Raw genomic sequence first — 18,614 nt, 5'->3', positions numbered from 1 at the left:
TCTAATGACGAACATCGTGCCGCTATCGACTGCGGAGCCTGACGCTATGGACCAATTCGGATCTTGCCCGGTGACCACAGGCCGCTGCGGGTCGCGGTGCCCAACTCGAGCTGGGCGGGAGGGGCATCGACCAGGGTGTCGAACTTGCGCAGGGAACCCCAATCGCGGGCCCAGTCGCGGGACAGGTAGGTGGCCATGACGTGGGCCCGCAGCAACAGGTCGGTGATCCCGAGCAGGCCGCCGTTAGTGCCGTCTTCCCACGTGTCGGTGTCCAGCTTCTTAGCCGAGTAGTCCGGTGTGATGCGGAACTTCGGGATTTCGGCGATGCCATTGGCGTGCAGCATCGGCTGCTGGCACGGGAAGGCCAAACCGACCGCCCAGTCCAGCAGCACCGGCTGCGTCGAGCCCACATATTCCTGCAGTGAGCGCAGGTCCGGTACCCGCGGCGGGGTCACCGCGATCCAGTCCTCCGGTGTCAGCGACAGATCCTCGGCCACCACCCGGACCGCGACGGCATCGGCGGGCATCTTTGCTCGGGCGAAGCGCAGGTTGCGCCACGCCTTGGGCTGCTCTCCGTATAGGTCGTCGGGCACCATCCGCCCGGCGGGTACCAGCGCTCCGGGTCCCGGCATGGCGTATTCGAGCACCACAGTCTGCCCGGGGGTGTACCCGTGCAGCACGCTGTTGCCGGCGATCTTGCCCGCGGCGGTCACCACGACCAGCGGATGCCCGTCGTCCGGCTTAGGCAGGAGATACCACGCCGAGACGAGTGTGCTCTGTTGCTGTGCGCCGGTGGTGTAGGTGCCTGCCAACGGTACCCGGGCGGGATCGAGCCCATAGGGCAGCGGCACCGTAGAACCATTGATGCCAGGACTCGTCAGCTTGGTCGGCGCATCCCAGTCGTAGTCGGTGCCGGGCTGGTTGGGTTTCATCACGATCGCCTCGGCCACCGTGTGTTCCGGTACGCCGTTGGGCGTGAAGCCGACCGGGTTGACTCCACCCAGCGGGCCCAAGGGGCCCCAAGAACCCGAATCGCCGTCCAGCGGCTTCATGAAACCCGCATTGGTATCAGGCTCGACGAGTACGTCGTCGGCCAGTCCGCAGCCGCCGACAAACGCCCGCACGTTGGACCAGCCGTTGGAGTAGGTCGGGTACTGTCGCACGATCCCGGCCACCATGGACGCGACGAACACCGCCGCCATGAAACCGGCCACGATCGGTACCGGGGCTGTCGTCAGCGCGCGGATCAGCCGCCCTTCGCCGGCGCCGCGGGGCGCGAAGTGCAGCCAGGCCGCATAGCCGGCGGCGATCGCAAACAGGGCGAAAAAGATTGTGCTGACTGTGATCCCGTCGATCTTCGGCATCGCGCTGTTGAACGGCACACCGTAGCTGGAGACATACCACCAGCCGTTGGTGGTGGCCCAACACAACGCCAGCAGGAAGAATAACGCCGCCAGGAACGCCATCCGGTTGCGCGACCAGCGCAGCACCGATGGGGATACCAACACCGTCGTCAGCGCGGCCATCGCCGCCCCTACGGCGGCGAACAGCCCGAAGTGGTGCACCCACTTGGTGGGCGTGAACATCAGGAAGAACATGGTGCCGAAGATGACGCCCATCAGCCGCCACGCCGGTCCGCGGGCCACGCTGGGAATTCGCTTGCGCCGCAACATGATGAACACCGCGGTGAACAGGCATAGCGCGGTGATCAAAAAGCCGAAGCGCCGCGACAGCGAACCGTCGACGGTGGGCAGGATGAGGTAGTAGTAACGCAGGTTCTCGGTATACCACGCCTGGCTCGGCCCGATTTTGGCGCGAACCCTGGTGGCTTCCAACACCGTTGACAGGGTCTGGTCGGCGAACACCACGGTCAGGATGACGGTGCCGGCGGCCAGCATCGGCGACACCAACGGCAACGTGCCGACCAGGCGATGACGGCGCACCAAGATCCGCAGCATCGGGCGGCCGCCGGCCACCAGCGCGGCCACCGCGATCAGGCCGGTGGGCTGCACACCCAGTGTGAATGCGGCGGTAACGACGGCCAGCGCCGCCGGTGTGAGCCGGCTGTACCGCATGGACCGCTCGATCAGCACATAGGTGACCAGCGAGCCGAGCGCGATGATGCCCTCCGGCCGCAGGCCGTTGTTGAACGGCATCCACGCGGTCAGCAAGACCATGGCCGCCGCCCAGTAGGCGGGTTTGCTGGCCTCCACCGCCGGCCCGAGGCGGGGCAGCACCTCACGCGACAGCAGCAGCCAGCACACTAGCCCGGCGGCCAGGTCTGGCAGGCGCATCCACAGACTGGCGTCGCTGACATGGGTCATCAGCGCCAGCAGGTTGTAATACCAGCCGAAGGGATCCTCCGGGCTGCCGAACCAGCGGAAATAGTTGGACATGTAGCCGGCGTGGTCGGCGACTCGGGCCATGCCCAGGATGTAGCCGTCGTCCGACGAATTCGCGCCGATGACATGCCAGAGCAGGAAGCCGAATATCACCACGGCGTCGGTCAGGGTGAAGGTGCGCCAGCTTGCCGGAATCAGCCGGCGCATGCCGCCCGGCGACGATGCAGGCCGGAACGGCCTGAGGAGGAGCTGGGCAATTGAGCCCCGCCCGTCCAACTGGTCCAGGCGCCACAACGCGATCAGTGCGACGACGGTGGCCACGATCGCCCCGATGATCGCCAGCAGTTTCAGCGTGGTCGGCCGGGTGGAGAACCGGGTGTCGATGGTCGCCGAGACCGCCAGCCCGGGCGGCGCGGGCCCGGTCAGGTCGGTGAACACCCCGACAATCTGCGGGCGCAGGTTGGGGTCGGGGAAGCCGCTGCGCAGCGGCGCGCCCGACGGGTCCTTGAGCCCGACGAAGTTGGCGAAGGTGCCGGCGTGGGTAGAGGTGACCTCGATGCGTTGACACTGCGGGGACGTCACCTGCTCGCGCGGCACGGACAAGATCACCACGTTGCGGTCGGTGACGTCCACGCGCTGGGCGCTGACGACGACGAACAACGCCTGCAAATTGGCGTCCTTGCCTTGCTTGGGTGCGGTGCCCAGCACCACCCCGCCCGCGGGTGGCATGGCGCGCACCACGTCGCACGGCACGGTGGCGGTAAAGTCGACCGGCGTCAGCGAGATCAGCGGGGCGGTCACGCTGCCCAGTTGCCCCCGCTGTGGCCAGTCGAGCATCGCGGTGGTCTGCACGACGGGCAGCAGCGGCGTCGCCACCGACAACACAAAGCCAATCAGCCCGGCGATGGTGGCCACCCAGCGCGTCCCGCGAGCAGACGCAAAAGCCCCCAAAATCGCCCGATTTGGGGTGCTTTTGCGTCTGCTCGCGCACTGTGTCATGGCAGCGCCCTGATCGGTCCTGGCCGACCCCAGCCGGGCACAGTGATCACGCCCTCCTCGACAACGGCGTCTGGAGCCTGATCGGCCGGCACCAGCCGGTGGTACTGCTCCACCGATCCCCAGTCGCGATACCAGTCCCCACGCAGGTACGTGGCGATCGTCGAGGTGCGCAGCAGCGCCTGGGTGAACAGGAACGGACCGCCGGTCGAGCTGGACTGCCATAGGTTCGACGACGCCGCCGTCTGCTTGTGGTCCGGCAGGATCCGGTACTGCGGAAGCTCGGCAATGCCGAGATGCTCGGAAAACGGTCGCTGGCAGGGGAAGTTGGCTGCGGTCGCGATGTCCATCAACACCGGTGTCGCTGACCCGATCAACCGCTGCAGAGATTCCAGCACCGGAACCCGGGGCGGGGTGAAGGCGAACCATTGCTCAGGGCTCAGGTTCGGGTCATAGGCGACAATGCGCGCCACGTCGGCCTCCGGCGGCGCCCAGGCCAGCGGAAACCGCAGATTGCGCCACGCGGGTTGCGGTCCGATGTCGATCGGAAATACCTGCCCCAGTGGCTGGATGCGGCCGTCCGGGCCGGTGACGCCCCACTGCAGTTTCAGGGACTGGCCGTAGATGAAATCGCCGTCCTCCTTGTAGGACCAGATGGCGCCGGCCGCGGAAACCACCACCAGCGGCCGGTCCGGGCTGCGGGGCGGTAACTGGTACCAGGCCGAGGTGGCCGTGGCGGCCAGGTTGTTCTCCCCGTAGCTGCCCATCACCGGGGTACGTGCCGGGTCCAATCCGAACGGCAGCGCCGCGTGCGACCCGTTGATCCCGACCGGGCCCTTCCCTCCGGCGGTGCCCGCGGAGTCGGTGATGGCGGCGTTGGGTTTGTTGGGCGACGCATCGGAGTTGACCAGCCCGGGTTTGGAGACCACCGGGTCGGACTTGAGGTCCTCGCCCACGCCCTCGGGTTTGAAGCCGACGGGACTGATACCGCCCAGCGGTCCGTCCGGTCCGAACGCCTGGCCCGGAACCGGTTGCAGCATGCCGGCATTGGGGTCGGGCTCGGCCAGCACGTCGTCGGCCATCGCACAGCTGGACAGCCCGGTGCTGAGCGCGGTCAGGTTGGCCTTGGCGGTGGTGTAAAGCGGGTAACGGAACACCGCGGCCTTGGCCATCGAGCCGACTTCGCCTGCGACCATGATCACCGCGACCACCAGCAGTGGCGTAGAGGCCAAGATGCGGTTGCGCCGGTTGTCTTTGACTTCGGTGTGCCCGGCGTAGTCCATCCGGAAGTGATACCAGGCTGCCAGCAATCCGGTGAGGATCGACAGCGTCAGAAACATCGACGTCACCGGGTGGCTGGCGATGACGGGCTGGATGTCATACCACGGCACCCCGTAGTTGCCGACGTAGAACCACCCGTTGATGCCCGAGGTTGCCCACGCCAGCACGAACAGCAACGCGGTCACGTACAGCGTGAGGTTGCGTCGACTATGTAGACCGATGCGGGCAAAGGTGAACGCGGTGACCGCACCCAACACCCCGGCCAGCCCGGCGAATGCGCCGAACTGCACGGCCCACTTGGTTGGCGTGAACGTGAGCAGCAGCAGGCCGACCGCCGTAGTGCCGATCAGTCGCCAGGCCGGGCCGCTGGCCAGCCCCGCCACCCGGCCGCGCCGCAGCAGCACGAACAGCACCCCGAACAGGCAGAACAGCAACACCAGCACCGCGAACCGGCGGGACATCGACCCCTCAACGTTGCTCTCCACGGTAAGGAAGTAGTAGCGCAGGAAGTCCTGGTACCAGGCGATGGTCGGGCCGACCTTGTACTTGATGCGTGCCGATTCGGCCACCGTGGCCAGCGTCTGGTCCCGAAACACCACCACGGTGATCAGCGACAACGCCGCGGCCAGCACCGCCAGCGGCGCCAGCAGTCCATCGGTCGCCCGGCGGCGCCGGATCCTCTGGGCGATGGCGCGCGCACCAGTCAGCAGCGGGGCCAGCGCGATCAACCCCTGCGGTGCCAGCGTCGCGGTAAGCGTCGCCACGATGATGGCTACCGCGGCCGGGGCCAGCCGTCCGAGCGCGATCGACCGTTCCACCAACACCCACGTGACCAGCACACCCAGCGCGATCAGCGGCTCGGGACGCAGGCCGTTGTTGAACGGCAGCCAGGCGGACAGGAACACCGCACCAGCGGTGAACACAGCGACCCGGTTGGACGCCAGCCCGCCCGGGCCCGGTCCCAGCCGCCGCAGCACGAAACGGCTGACGATCAGCCAGCAGGCGATTCCGGCCAGGGTGGCGGGCAGGCGCATCCAGACGCCGGCGGTGCTCACCGCCGCCAGCTGGGCAAGCACCGATGTATACCAGTCGAACGGCGCCTCCGTCGTGCCGAAATACCGGTAGTAGTTGGCTACATAGCCGGCCTTCGGGGCGACCCGGGCGACGGTCAGAAGGTAGCCGTCATCGGACGAGGTGGCGCCGATGACATGCCAGAGCAACAAGGTCGCGATCACCGCTGCGTCAGCGAGCCGGCTGGCGAATCCGACCCGCACCCGCGGGCGATATCGGGTCAGCCAGTCGCGCAGGGTGCGGCCCCTGCTGAGCCGGTCCAGCGCGGCCAGCCCCACCATGGCTACCAGGACCGCCAGCACGCCGAGGAGCATCACGGCCTTCTTGAGCGCGCCGGGCGTCGTGATAAACCGAGTGTCGATGTCGACGCGGGCCGACAGCCCGGGCTGCGCTCCGACCTTCAGGTCGGTGAAGATGCCGCCAACCTGTGGCTTCTTCTCCGGCGGCAGGGTCCCGGCGCCGCCGGGTATACCCATAAAATCAGCGCCCGCGCCGCCGGTATCGGCCCAGATATGCAGCGCGCTACAGCCTCCCGCTGCGATCGTGGAGCGGGCCGCCACCGCGGCCACCGAGTCGCGGAACGCCACGACGACCGTGTCCTGGTTGGCGCGGACGAACAGCCCGGCCTTACCGGTATCCACGCCACCGGCCGGCAGTGTGGACAGCACCAGGCCGCCGTTGGCGGGCAGCGTGGCGATGGCCGAGCAGGGGATCGAGATGTCCAGCGCGCGTGGCGCCCCGGATACCAGAGGGGCGGTGATCTGGGTGATGTTGCCGTCGGCGGTGCTGCCCTGCGGCCAGAAGATGGTCGCGGTGGTTTGGTTCACCGGAAGCAGCGGAACGATGCCGCACAGCAGCAGACCCGCGATTCCCGAGACGACGGCTGCTAGGCGTGCGATCCGGTGAGATCGCTCATTACCGTCGTGGGGCACGAGGCTCGATGGTAGGCGACGCGGTTAAGGGCGGTGAGGATGCGGGGCCGCGGAGGTTGTCGCCGAGTCGGTGGCCACGGCACTTCTAGCCGCGGCGCAACGGCGCCGGACTCCACAGCCCGCTGCGAGTCACCGTTCCTAGGTTCAGATCAGCGGGCTGGGCGTCGGGGTAGTAAGGCGTCAACCGCTGTAACGCGCCCCAGTCCCTAAACCAGTCGTCTTTGAGGTAGCTGGCCACCGTGGTTGCGCGCATCAGCAGCTCGGTGATGCCCAGCGGGCCACCGCCATTGTGATCCATCACCGGTGAGTTGGCTTCGGCGCCGAACCGGTCCGGCAGGATCCGCCACTTGGGTGTCTCGTCGACGCCGTATTGGTGGCCGAACGGGCGTTGGCAGGGGAATGCCAGCCCCACCAGCCAGTCCAGGAACACCGGATCCGCTGCGCCCACCACGTTCTGCAGCGTGCGCACCCGCGGAATCCGCGGTGGTGTGAGGGCGATCCAGTGCTGCGGCGCCAGATCCTGGTCGTCGGCGACCAACCGGACCTGGGTGGCGGTGCTCGGGATGGCGGACAGTGGTGCGCGCAGGTTGCGCCAGGCCGGCGCGGCACCGACGTCGGCGAATTCCATCGACCCACCGTGGTGTCCGGCGGCCGCTTGCTCGTCGGTGGCCCACTGCAACCGGACCTCGCGGGAGTCGAATCGCCCGGCCGCCGTCACCACCAGCAGCGGCGCCCTGTCCCGCTGCTCGTTGGTGGGCAGCCGGTACCAGCCCGACCGCAGCATGGCGGGCACCTGCACGCCGGCTCGCCAGCTGCCCAGCACCGGTGTACGGGCCGGGTCCAGGTTGTAGGGCAGCCGGGCGCGGGAGCCGTTGATTCCCGGTGCGGCCGTGGTGCCCCCTTCGGTGCCGGGTTCGCTGCCGGTGATCAGCCCGTCGTCGTTGAGGAAACTGCGATCCCCTGGACGTTCCATCACCGGGTCGGCGGTGACGTCGGCGGGAATGCCGTTGGGTGTGAAGGCTTCAGACAGGCCGGCTCCCAGGGCGTCGGCCAACGGCGCGGTCACCGGCGCCAGCATGCCTGCGTTGGGATCCAGCTCCACCAGCACGTCTTCGGCCAGCCCGCAGGTCTTGCCGGCCAAAGCCTGTAGGTTAGACCGGCCAACCGACCACGCCGGGTACTGGGAAATCATCGCCTGGGTCAGCGATACCACCTCGAAAAGCACCAGCAACCACGTGGCAATTGCCAACGGGGACTGGACAATTCCGGCTAGTCGTGCCCTAAACCGGGTTGGCCTGGCTGTTCGGCGCCCGTCACCGTTGGCGACGAAGTGGAACCATGCCGCTAGCAGCAGCACCAGCACCGTCAGCTCGAGGAGTGCGGTGGTAAGCGACCATCGCCACTTCGGAAACGAGTTCGACCATGGCACACCGAAGTTGGACACGTACCACCAGCCGTTGACACTGGCGAACGACAGGGCCAACACGAAGACCACCACGGCGGCGAACACGGTCCGGTTCCGCCGCGAGCGCATCGCAGCGCCCGTCACCGCGACCGCGGCAAGCGCCCCCAGCGACCCGGCCAACCCCGCGAACACCCCGAAGTGATGGGTCCACTTTGTCGGGGTGAACATCATCGCGAGGAAGGAAATGATCGTGATGCCGATGATGCGGCGGCTCGGTCCAGCAGCGGTACCTGGAATGCGGCCCTTACGTAACGACATTGCCACCGATACCGCGAGCGCCAGCACCAAGGCCAGCACGGCGAAGCGGCGGGCGATCGAGCCGTCGGGGCTGGCCATGAACAGCCGCTCGTAGCGGATGTGTTCGTCGAACCACTTCAGGCTGGGCCCTACGGCACGCTTGAGGAGGTTGGCCTGGATCTCGCCCGCGAAGGTCTGATCACGAAAGATCGGGATCGCGGTGACGGTGGCCGCGGCCAGGATCGGCGCCACCAGTGGTAGCACGCCGAACCGCCTGGAACGCCGGTGCAGGATGGTCCGTAGCGGCCCGATCGCGACCAGCAGCGCACCGATCGAGGCGATGCCCGTCGGCCCGGAGAACAGGGTCAAGGCACCGATGATGCAGGCGATTGCCACCGGCAGCAGCCGGCTGGTGGCCACCGCCCGCTCCACCGAGCACCAGGTCAGCAGGATGCCCAGGGCGATGATCGGCTCGGGCCGAAGGCCGTTGTCCAGCGGCAGCCAGACAGCCAGAAACATGCCCGCCGCCGTCCACGCCGCTGCCCGGCTCGTCTTGACGGCGTGCCCCAGCCGGGGAATGACCTCACGGCTGATTACCCACCAGCAGGTGAGCGCCATCGCCAGGGTGGGTAGGCGCATCCAGATACTGGCCGTGCTGACATGAGCCCACAGCGCCAGCAGGTCGTAGTACCAGCCGAAAGGCGCCTCGGGTGTGCCGAACCAGCGGTAGTAGTTGGCCATATAGCCCGCATGCTCGGACACCCGGGCCATGGTCAGGATGTAGCCGTCGTCGGAGGTGTTGGCCCCGACGAAATGCCACCACACCAGCACGGCGATAACCAGGGTGTCCAGACCGCCGGTCGACCACCAGCGCGCGGGCAGGAACCGCCGGTGCCGCATGCCGTCGGCGGTGTCCAGGATGTGCAGCGCCACCAGGGCGGCGCCGGTGAGCGCTACCCCGAGGATCATGGCGGCCATCTTCAGCGGCGTGGGGCTGCTGCTGTAGCGGGTATCCACGCTCGCCGAGAAGCTCAGACCCGGTGGCGCCGGCCCGGCCAGGTCGGTGAACACCCCGACGATCTGCGGGCGGAAGTCGTAGCCGCTGCGCTCACCGCGCAGCGGTGCACCGGGGTGCTCAGCATTGGGTCCCTGCACCAGTCCGACGAATTCGGCGGCGACCCGATCGGCGTGCGCGGTGAATGTCAACCGCTGACAGGTCGGGCCGAGCACCTGACTCAGCGGGGCGGTGACCAACGGGACATTACGCACCACAAGCACCAGGTCGTCGTTGGCCCGTTGCAGCAGCAGCCCGCGATCGACGGCCTTAGGCGCCTGCTTGGGCACCGTTGACAACAACACCGTCTTGCCGGTGTTCTGCGATCCGGCCAGTCCGGCGGCGGCCTGGCAGGGGACGGTGATGTTCAAGTCGGTGGCCACGTAGCCAATCAGCGGTGCCTCGACACTGGCGAACGTGCCGTTTTGGGGCCAGTTCAATTGCGCGGTGGTCTGGTTGACCGGCAGCAGTGGGGTGGCGATGGCCAGCACAGCGCCTAGCAGACCCGCCACCACAGCGACGTACCGGGCGATCCGGTAGTTTGCTCCCGCGTCGCGCACGGAGGTAGATGGTAGCCGGACGGCGATACGGGGTGGGGCGGCTTCGGTAGCCATCACGCGCTCTCCTGCGGCTTGCGGATGGCCAGCACGAACGGGCCAATGTCCTCGACGACGAAACGCGGGTCGGCGAAGAGGGCGGTCCGTAGGTCCACCGTGTAGCGGCGAACATTGGGCTGGTTGGGGTAGACGTCCTGGGCCAGCCGCAGGGTGTAGCTGTTATGTGCGCCGTGGCGCATGAGGAAGACGGTCGGCGGCTGCCAGGGCAGCTTGTCCAGCGCGGCGATGAACTCGTCGGCGGTGGAGAGTCCCGACCAGCTGTCGATCTGTGTGGCGCGCTTGTCGAACTGTGCCAGCGGGTTGGCGTAGTGCGGCGTCAACCCCTGAAAGCCCCAGTAGGGGTAGTACGACAGGAAGCTGTAGTCGGCGGTCAACACGACGGTCCGATCGCGGCGCTTGCCGGTGACGCGCCGGATGGCGGCATCGATGGCTGGGTAGTACTTCTCGGAGCCGGGCGGTCGCCGGTCGCCGCGCTGGCCGTAGCCGTCGGTGTCGGTGTAGGCGATGGTCAGGTCCGGCCGCAACACGTCGGGGATGTCCTGGCTGAACGCGATCGCGCCGGCCAACCCGATGGCGGCGGCCATCGGAATGACACCGCGACCCCGTTTGCCAAGGGCTTGGACCGCTTCGACGAAGCCGAACGCACCGGCCGCCACCAGCAGCACGCTCAGCGTCGGCTGCAGGCGAAACGACAGCAGTGTGGTGCGCGCCAATGTGGCCAGCATCGACAGCAGGGACCACAGGTAGACGGCCAGCACGCCGATGGCCAGGGCGCCGGCTGGCGCCGATGATCGCGCGCGCATCACCAGCCACAGCGTGCCCAGCAGACAGATCGCGCCCAGCAGGGAGAACTGCAGCATGGGGAAGGTCAGTGCGGCGCCGTCTGCGGGTAGGTAGTGCTGGGCGCTGCCGGTGTCGCTGACCGGGTCGCGGGCCGCCCGCAGCAGGTAGGGCAGCCAGGTGGTGGATCCGATGGCGGCCGCGATCGCGCCGACGACGGCAAGCCGGCACAGCGGGTCTACCGCCGCCTTGATTCCGGATTGCAGCCGCGACCCGGCCAGCAGCAGCGCCATCAGCACCACCGTGAACGCGCCGTAGGCGACCAACAGGGTGTACCAGGTGGCCGCGAAGCCCAGGAAGACGCCGGCACCGACCACCGCGGCCCAGCCCTGACGGTCGCGCGCGCCCAGGCCCGACCAGGTCAGTACGAGCATCGGCGGCAACAACACCGTGATCATCGCGGCGTAGGGCTCCGGCGAGCTGTAGGCCAGCATCACCGCCGCTGTGGCGACGGTGACCAGCAAGGCGTATTCGAAGCGGATCATCCGCCACCACAGCACCAGCGCGACGGCCACCGCAATGGCCATCGAGGTGATCGCCCACGGCTTGAACATCTCCCAGGCCGGCGTCCCGGTCAGCGCCGCCGCGCGTCCGCCGATCCAGAACCAGCCCGGTGGGTAAAACGGTGGCAGTCCGATGTAGGTCATGTCGCGCAGGGCGGCGGTGTCGGTGAGCCGGGTGAGGTATTCGGTGCGGAACTGCTGGTCGACAGAGATGCCGAACAGATACAGCTTGGTGGCGCCCAGCGGCATGCCCAGCGTCACGACGGTAAACGCGGATACCAAAACCAGCCCGCCCAGCCGGGCCAGTCGCCGGAATCGACCGTGCCGCCACAACCAGCCGATGCCGACCAGCCCGGCCAGGCAGCCGACCTGGCCGACGGTGGTCAGCGCATGCAGCTGGTTGGACGACGGGAAGGCGGGCCACTCCACCCGCGCAATGGCGAGCAGGGACACCACCGCGACACCGACGGCCACTACCACCGCCGCTGCCAGCTGGCCAAGAGCGACCAGCACCTCCCGGGCGCGAGCAGACGTAAAAGCCCCCATTTCGTGCCCGAATTGGGGGCTTTTGCGTCTGCTCGGCATACTCAGATGGGCAGCTTGCGGAAGATGCTCCGCGGGATGTGACGCAACACCATCATGACGTAGCGGAACGCTGCTGGCGCCCAAACCAATTCCTTACCTTTTGCGGACGCGGTCACCGCGAGGTTGGCGACGTACTCCTTGTCGACGGTCAATGGAGCTTCCTTGAGGTGCGCGCTCATCCGGGTACGCACCTGGCCGGGCCGGATCACCAGCACACGAACACCGTACTCGCGCAGCGCTTCTGACAACCCCAGGTAAAACCCGTCCAGACCGGCCTTGGTGGAGCCGTAGACGAAGTTCGCCCGTCGCACCCGCTCACCGGCGGCCGAGCTCATCGCGATGATCTGACCGAAGCCCTGAGCGCGCATCTTCTCAGCCAGCAGCACGCCCACCGAAACCGCTGCGGTGTAGTTGATTTCGGCGATCTGCACCGCCTTGCGCTGGTTCTGCCACAGCTCTTCGGCGTCGCCGAGCAAGCCGAACGCGACGATAGCCACGTCCACATCACCGCCGGAGAAGGCCGCCTCGATCATCTTCGGGTGGCTGTCGGTATCCAGGGCGTCAAAGTCGATCAGCTCCACCGACCGCGCGCCGGCCTGCTTCATCGCAGCGGCCGCGTCCTCCCGCCGTGGGTCGTCGGGCAGGCAGGCCAGCACGATGCGGGCCGCCGAATTGTGCAGGTAGCGCTCGCAGATGGCGAGCCCGATCTCGGAGGTGCCACCGAGCAGCAGCACCGTCTGGGGGTTTCCTACGGCATCAAGAACCATCTACAGCAGCTCCAAGCGTCGGGCCATGTCGGAGGCGAATACGCGCAGCGGATCGACCTTGCGGCGCACGGAGATCCATTCGTCGACGCGCGGATACATGGCATGAAAGGTTTCGGCGGTGGTACGGGAGTCTTTGGCGGTGTAGAGCCGGCCGCCGAATTCCAGTACCCGGCGGTCGAGTTCGCTGACGAACTTCCCCAGCCCGTCCTTGATGGGGAAGTCGACGCAGATGTTCCAGCCCGGGATGGGGAAGCTGAGCGGCGCCTGGTTGCGGGGGCCGAACAGCTTGAACACGTTGAGAAACGAGTAGTGACCCGAGGCTTGAATAACGCCGATGATCTTCTTGAACTCATCAACCGCCTCTGTGGGGATCACGAACTGATATTGCAGGAAGCCCGCTGGGCCGTAGGCGCGGTTCCATTCGCCGAACATGTCCAGCGGATGGTAGAACTGCGTGAGGTTCTGGACCTTGCCGCGATAGGTGCCGGATTTGCGGTACCACAGTTCGCCGATCGGGCCGAAGGTATATTTGTTGGCCAGCCCGTTGGGAAACACGTCGGGCAACGTAAGTAGCTGTGGCGCATCGAATTTCAAAGGTTCGCTCCGCAGTTTCGCAGGCAATTGCTCGACGGTGGCCAGGCGGCCACGCGATACCGCCGCGCGGCCCAGCTTCGGGGGAGCGCTGATCGCGTCGAACCAGGCACTGGAATAGGTGTAGCGCGCTTCGCTGCCGTCGCTGTGCAGGGCGATGGTCTCGTCGAGGCTGGCGGTGACGTCGCCGTCGGCGATGAAGTACGCCGTCGAAGTGGGCGTCATCTCGATGGTGGCCCGCATGATGATGCCGGTGAGACCGTTGCCCCCGACGGTGGCCCAGAACAGTTCGGCGTCCTCGCCGGTCGGAGTGAGATGACGGATCTCGCCGTCGGCGGTCAGCAGGTCCATGCTGCGCACGTGGTTACCGAAGCTGCCAGCGCTGTGATGGTTCTTGCCGTGGATATCGCAGGCGATCGCCCCGCCGACGGTGACCTGCCGGGTTCCCGGCAGCACCGGGACCCACAGCCCGAACGGCAGGGCGGCTTTCATCAGTTGGTCGAGGTTGACCCCGGCGTCGATGTCGACCAGCTTGGTGTCGGCGTCAATGGAGTGGATAGTGTTCAGCGGCGTCATGTCGATCACCAACCCACCGCCGTTTTGGGCGTTGTCCCCATAGGAGCGGCCCAGCCCGCGCGCGATAGCACCCCGGCCGCCCCCCGACTCGGCGACCCGAGCCACCGCCTTGACGATCATCTCGGCATCTGGGGTGCGAAGCACATTCGCCACCGACGGCGCTGTGCGGCCCCACCCGGTCAGCCGGGTGGCGGTAGTGGTAGCTCCCACGCTCAACATCGTCAAAGAGGGTACCCGCCCGATTCGACCCTGACCGGCTCAGCGGATCCGGAAGATCACGGCTCGCTGCACGATGAAGTTGATTACCGTGGCGGTGCCCTGCGCGATCACAAACGCGACGGGGATGGCCCACGCCCGGTAGTGCAAGAGTGCGAGGCAGAGGTGGTTGAGTCCGACCTGCACGGCGAAGGTGATTCCGTAGAGGAGCATGACCGCGACGAATCGGGCCGTGCTGGGCTCGGCCTGGAATGTCCACCGGCGGTTGATCAGGTACGCGGTGATGGTGCCGACGATGAAGCTGATGGCCTTGGACAGGTCGACCTGTAGGCCCGCCACCTTGTACAGCACGACGTAGAGGCCAAAGTCAACTATCCCAGCGAGGCCGCCGGTGACAACGAACCGCATTACCTGTGCCGACAGGTGCAGGTGTTGGCGTGGCGGCGCGGCACCAGACTCCGATCGGATCATCGGGGGAAGTCTAATGGGGGCGGCGAGCCTGGTGCGGTGTGCGAATTATGAGGGCAGCTTGACAGCAAGCAGCTGGACCTGATTAGGACCCTGCGGGGTCGAGTAGGTCACCGTGTCGCCGGGTTGGTGACCGGCCAGGGCCTGACCTAGTGGGCTGCGCGCCGTCAGGGTTTCGGCTTCTCGGCCCACCGGCGTCTCTTCGACGACGGAGATTACATGCATCGTGACGACTTCACCGTCAGGGAACCGCAAGGTCACCTCGGTGCCGCCGGGCAGCGTTTCCGACCCGCTCCAGGGGGTGGGCCCGGTGCGCAGCCGCCGGTCCAGTTCATTGATCCGGTCACCGAGGATGGCCAGTTCGTCGGCACGTTGTATCGCCTCGGCCGCGTCGCCGTGATCGCCGATCATGCCCCGGTCGTTCTTGACCTCGACCTCCAGCCGATCGCGTCGCTGCCGCAGCCGGGCCAACTCAGCCGCGAGGTGATCGCGTGCCGCATCCGCTAGCCCCTTTGACTCGACTTTCTCGCTCACGTCCGCCGACCTTTCGCGGCGCTTCGGTGACTGCGTTGTCGCCTGCGCCCGGATAGCTGTTTACCTAATAGCGTGCTGTGGGTGCCGTTTCACCGATCACCACAGGACGATAAATCGGATTCGTGGCGCTTCAGTGTTACACCCTTAAGGTGCAGCCGTCATCGATATTCGTCACGCAGTTGTAACCGGTTGTTCGGGTCGACAGCGGAGCGTTGGCGGCCGGACCGGGCCGAAGATGGATCCGTGGCGCGTACCGACGACGATAGCTGGGACCTAGCCACCGGTGTCGGCGCGACCGCCACGCTGGTCGCCGCGGGAAGGGCCAGGGCGGCCAGGGCGGCCCAGCCCCTCATCGACGACCCGTTCGCCGAACCGTTGGTTCGTGCCGTGGGTGTCGAGTTCCTCACCCGATGGGCAACCGGAGAACTGGATGCTGCCGATGTGGACGACCCCGACGCGGCCTGGGGCTTGCAGCGAATGACGACCGAGTTGGTGGTGCGCACCCGCTACTTCGATCAGTTCTTCTTGGACGCGGCCGCCGCCGGCGTTCGGCAAGCGGTGATCCTGGCGTCGGGGCTCGACGCACGCGGGTACCGGCTGCCATGGCCGGCGGATACGACGGTGTTCGAGGTCGATCAGCCTCGGGTGCTCGAGTTCAAGGCTCAAACGCTCGCCGGCTTGGGTGCCCAGCCGACCGCGGATCTGCGGATGGTGCCGGCCGACCTGCGTCACGATTGGCCCGATGCGCTGCGCCGCGGCGGCTTCGATGCGGCCGAGCCGGCCGCGTGGATCGCCGAGGGTTTGTTCGGATACCTTCCCCCGGACGCGCAGAATCGTCTGCTGGACCACGTCACCGACTTGAGCGCGCCCGGGAGCCGGCTGGCCCTCGAGGCCTTCCTCGGTTCTGCGGATCGGGATTCCGCTCGGGTGGAAGAGATGATCCGCACCGCGACCCGAGGCTGGCGAGAGCATGGCTTTCATCTGGACATCTGGGCACTCAACTATGCCGGCCCCCGCCACGAGGTGTCCGGCTACCTGGACAACCACGGATGGCGCTCGGTGGGGACCACCACCGCGCAGCTGCTGGCCGCCCACGATCTGCCCGCGGCGCCCGCCCTTCCCGCTGGATTGGCGGACAGACCCAACTACTGGACCTGTGTTCTGGGGTGATAGAGAGGCGGCATGCGGATTCTGGCGATGACGCGTGCGCACAACGCCGGGCGGACACTAGCCGCAACGTTGGACTCGTTGGCCGTGTTCAGCGACGACATCTACGTGATCGACGACCGCAGCACCGATGACACCGCCGAGATCCTGGCGAACCATCCTGCGGTGACGAACGTGGTGCGGGCCCGACCAGATCTGCCGCCCACGCCATGGCTGATTCCTGAGTCCGCCGGGCTGGAACTGCTGTATCGGATGGCGGACTTCTGCCGCCCGGACTGGGTGATGATGGTCGATGCCGATTGGTTGGTCGAGACCGACATCGATCTTCGGGCGGTGTTAGCCCGCACACCGGACGACATCGTGGCGCTGATGTGTCCGATGGTGTCACGCTGGGATGATCCGGAGTATCCCGACCTGATTCCGGTGATGGGAACCGCCGAAGCGCTACGTGGACCGTTGTGGCGCTGGTACCCGGGTCTGCGGGCAGGCGGCAAGCTGATGCACAACCCGCATTGGCCGGCCAACATCACCGATCACGGTCGCATCGGACAGCTTCCGGGGGTTCGGCTGGTGCATAGCGGCTGGTCGACGCTGGCGGAACGGATCTTGAGGGTGGAGCACTATCTGCGGCTCGATCCGGACTATCGGTTCAACTTCGGGGTGGCCTACGACCGATCTTTGTTGTTTGGCTACGCACTCGACGAGGTCGACCTGCTCAAAGCCGACTACCGGCGGCGCATCCGCGGCGACTTCGATCCGCTCGAGCCGGGCGGGCGGCTGCCGATCGACCGGGAGCCGCGCGCGATCGGCCGCGGGTACGGTCCGCACGCGGGTGGTTTCCATCCCGGTGTCGACTTCGCCACCGATCCGGGAACACCCGTCTACGCGGTCGCTTCCGGGGCCGTCAGCGCGATCGACGAGGTCGATGGCCTGGTGTCGCTGACGATCGCACGCTGCGAGCTCGACGTTGTCTATGTATTTCGGCCCGGGGACGAGGGCCGCCTTGTCCTTGGTGATCGAATCGCCGCGGGAGCGCAACTGGGCACCATCGGTGCGCAAGGCGAATCGGCAGATGGTTATCTGCATTTCGAGGTCCGCACGCAGGACGGGCATGTCAATCCGGTGCGGTACCTAGCCAACATGGGACTACGGCCGTGGCCGCCACCGGGACGGTTGCGAGCCGTATCGGGCAGCTACCCGCCGGCCACGCCATGCACCATCACCGCCGAGGATCGGTAGCCATGCGCTCGCCGGCCTCGATCCGTTCCAGCAGGGCTCGGGCCGCTCGGATCGTCGAGCGGACCTCCTGCAGCAGCTTGGCAGGGTGTTGTTGGTCCAACTCACCCAGCCCGTCGTAGCGGTCGATGCCGAAGCCCACTGTCTCCACCTGTATCCCGAAGGGCAGCGCCAGAGTTCGCAGTGCGTCGAAGTTCTGGTAGGGCACGAACGGTTGCCCGGTCACCAACAGACACGTTGAGTCCTGCATACCCAGCGTGTGTGCGGTAAACGTGAAGGTGTCGGCCGAGGTGGCGCGGCTGCTGTCGGGCTCCGGCGATGGCGCCTCCAGCAGGGTGATCGGAACGCCTAGGTCATTGGTGTCGGCGGCGAAGCGCCACACCATGCTGTCCCGGTGCGGGTTGTCGTCCCGCTGGCGCACATACCGCACCGCTGGGTGGACGTCCAGGCCGAATGCGTCCCTTGCCGCGGCCGCTAATAGCTCGAATTCGGTGCGTGCGCCCGGCGCACAGACCGCGACCGCGTCATCCTCGGAGGGCAGCAATCGACGCGATGCGGCGGCGAGCACGATGTGACCAACCTGGCGACCCTTTGCCAATTCCCGGGCCCAGCGGGCCCGGATCAGGTTGGAATGACGTCCGGTGCCGATGACTAGAACGTGGTCGAAGGTTGTTCCCTGCGGGGTCGATTCCAAGGTGAGCCCCAGCTGCTGCGCCAACCCGACGATCGCGTCCCGCTTCTTGGCCGGCAAGTCCAGGCGGGGGATCAGCCATCGCGCCCCACCGCCGGAGTCCTGGCACCGCACCGGTTCGCCGTGGAGCGCTCGTGCTGCACGTGCGCGCGCCCGGTAGTCCCATGCCGTGCTGAACTTGTCCAGGCTCGCCAGCCGCGCTTCCAGATGGTCCGTCTGCGGAAACGCGCCGCCGAACATCGTGACCAGCTCTGCCAGCGCATCATGCGCGCTCCACGCGTCGACCAGGTCGCGCACCGACGCTAGCGCCGGGTCACCCGGTGTCAGCGTCACCGGGCACACCGGTCGGCGTGCTACGGTCACCATCGAATGGGAGGTAATCCTTCCAGCTGGTAGTTCCGCGCCATTTCGGCCCACTTTACCGGCAGACGATGGCGGCGACGGG

Annotated in this window: 11 protein-coding genes; 2 read left to right on the top strand and 9 right to left on the bottom strand. The window is 67.1% G+C overall.

Annotated elements, in window-relative coordinates:
* Positions 1-44: 44 nt before the first annotated feature.
* The 8 genes from embB to Rv3788 all read right to left on the bottom strand — a co-directional run bounded on the left by embB (position 45) and on the right by Rv3788 (position 15,075).
* Positions 45-3,341: an arabinosyltransferase B gene (gene embB, locus Rv3795; RefSeq protein ID NP_218312.1), complete on the bottom strand. Its 3,297-nt coding sequence runs from the start codon at positions 3,339-3,341 to the stop codon at positions 45-47.
* A complete protein-coding gene (gene embA, locus Rv3794) occupies positions 3,338-6,622 on the bottom strand; it encodes an arabinosyltransferase A (protein NP_218311.1) in 3,285 nt (1,094 codons plus the stop codon). Before embA ends, embB begins: the two co-directional genes overlap by 4 nt.
* A gap of 85 nt (positions 6,623-6,707) precedes the next feature.
* A complete protein-coding gene (embC, locus tag Rv3793; protein NP_218310.1) occupies positions 6,708-9,992 on the bottom strand; it encodes an arabinosyltransferase C in 3,285 nt (1,094 codons plus the stop codon).
* The gene (gene aftA / locus Rv3792) at positions 9,992-11,923 is read right to left on the bottom strand and encodes an arabinofuranosyltransferase (protein NP_218309.1); all 1,932 of its coding nucleotides are present in this window, start codon (positions 11,921-11,923) and stop codon (positions 9,992-9,994) included. Before aftA ends, embC begins: the two co-directional genes overlap by 1 nt.
* Before the next feature lie 2 nt (positions 11,924-11,925).
* Entirely contained in the window at positions 11,926-12,690 is a 765-nt protein-coding gene (gene dprE2, locus Rv3791) for a decaprenylphosphoryl-D-2-keto erythropentose reductase (RefSeq protein ID NP_218308.1), read from the bottom strand.
* Positions 12,691-14,076 carry a decaprenylphosphoryl-beta-D-ribose oxidase gene (gene dprE1 / locus Rv3790; RefSeq protein ID NP_218307.1) on the bottom strand — a complete coding sequence of 462 codons (1,386 nt, stop codon included), beginning with the start codon at positions 14,074-14,076 and terminating at the stop codon, positions 12,691-12,693.
* A 39-nt stretch (positions 14,077-14,115) separates the two neighbouring features.
* On the bottom strand, positions 14,116-14,481 hold the full coding sequence (locus Rv3789; RefSeq protein ID NP_218306.1) for a GtrA family protein: 366 nt from the start codon (positions 14,479-14,481) through the stop codon (positions 14,116-14,118).
* A 108-nt stretch (positions 14,482-14,589) separates the two neighbouring features.
* The gene (locus Rv3788; RefSeq protein NP_218305.1) at positions 14,590-15,075 is read right to left on the bottom strand and encodes a hypothetical protein; all 486 of its coding nucleotides are present in this window, start codon (positions 15,073-15,075) and stop codon (positions 14,590-14,592) included.
* 243 nt (positions 15,076-15,318) lie between these two features.
* On the opposite strand from Rv3788, the gene Rv3787c reads away from it, so the two are divergent.
* Both Rv3787c and Rv3786c read left to right on the top strand, forming a co-directional pair.
* Positions 15,319-16,245 (top strand): S-adenosyl-L-methionine-dependent methyltransferase, encoded by a 927-nt coding sequence (locus tag Rv3787c; RefSeq protein ID NP_218304.1) that lies wholly within the window; start codon positions 15,319-15,321, stop codon positions 16,243-16,245.
* Between the two features lie 12 nt (positions 16,246-16,257).
* Positions 16,258-17,481: a hypothetical protein gene (locus tag Rv3786c; protein ID NP_218303.1), complete on the top strand. Its 1,224-nt coding sequence runs from the start codon at positions 16,258-16,260 to the stop codon at positions 17,479-17,481.
* Here Rv3786c and Rv3785 read toward each other — a convergent pair.
* Positions 17,462-18,535 (bottom strand): hypothetical protein, encoded by a 1,074-nt coding sequence (locus tag Rv3785; protein NP_218302.1) that lies wholly within the window; start codon positions 18,533-18,535, stop codon positions 17,462-17,464. The genes Rv3786c and Rv3785 overlap by 20 nt on opposite strands.
* Between the last annotated feature and the right edge of the window lie 79 nt (positions 18,536-18,614).

Source organism: Mycobacterium tuberculosis H37Rv, from assembly GCF_000195955.2.
GTDB classification, from domain to species: Bacteria; Actinomycetota; Actinomycetes; order Mycobacteriales; family Mycobacteriaceae; genus Mycobacterium; species Mycobacterium tuberculosis.
The sequence above is the reverse complement of the archived record's forward strand: the minus strand, read 5'-3'. Positions and strand labels throughout refer to the sequence as shown.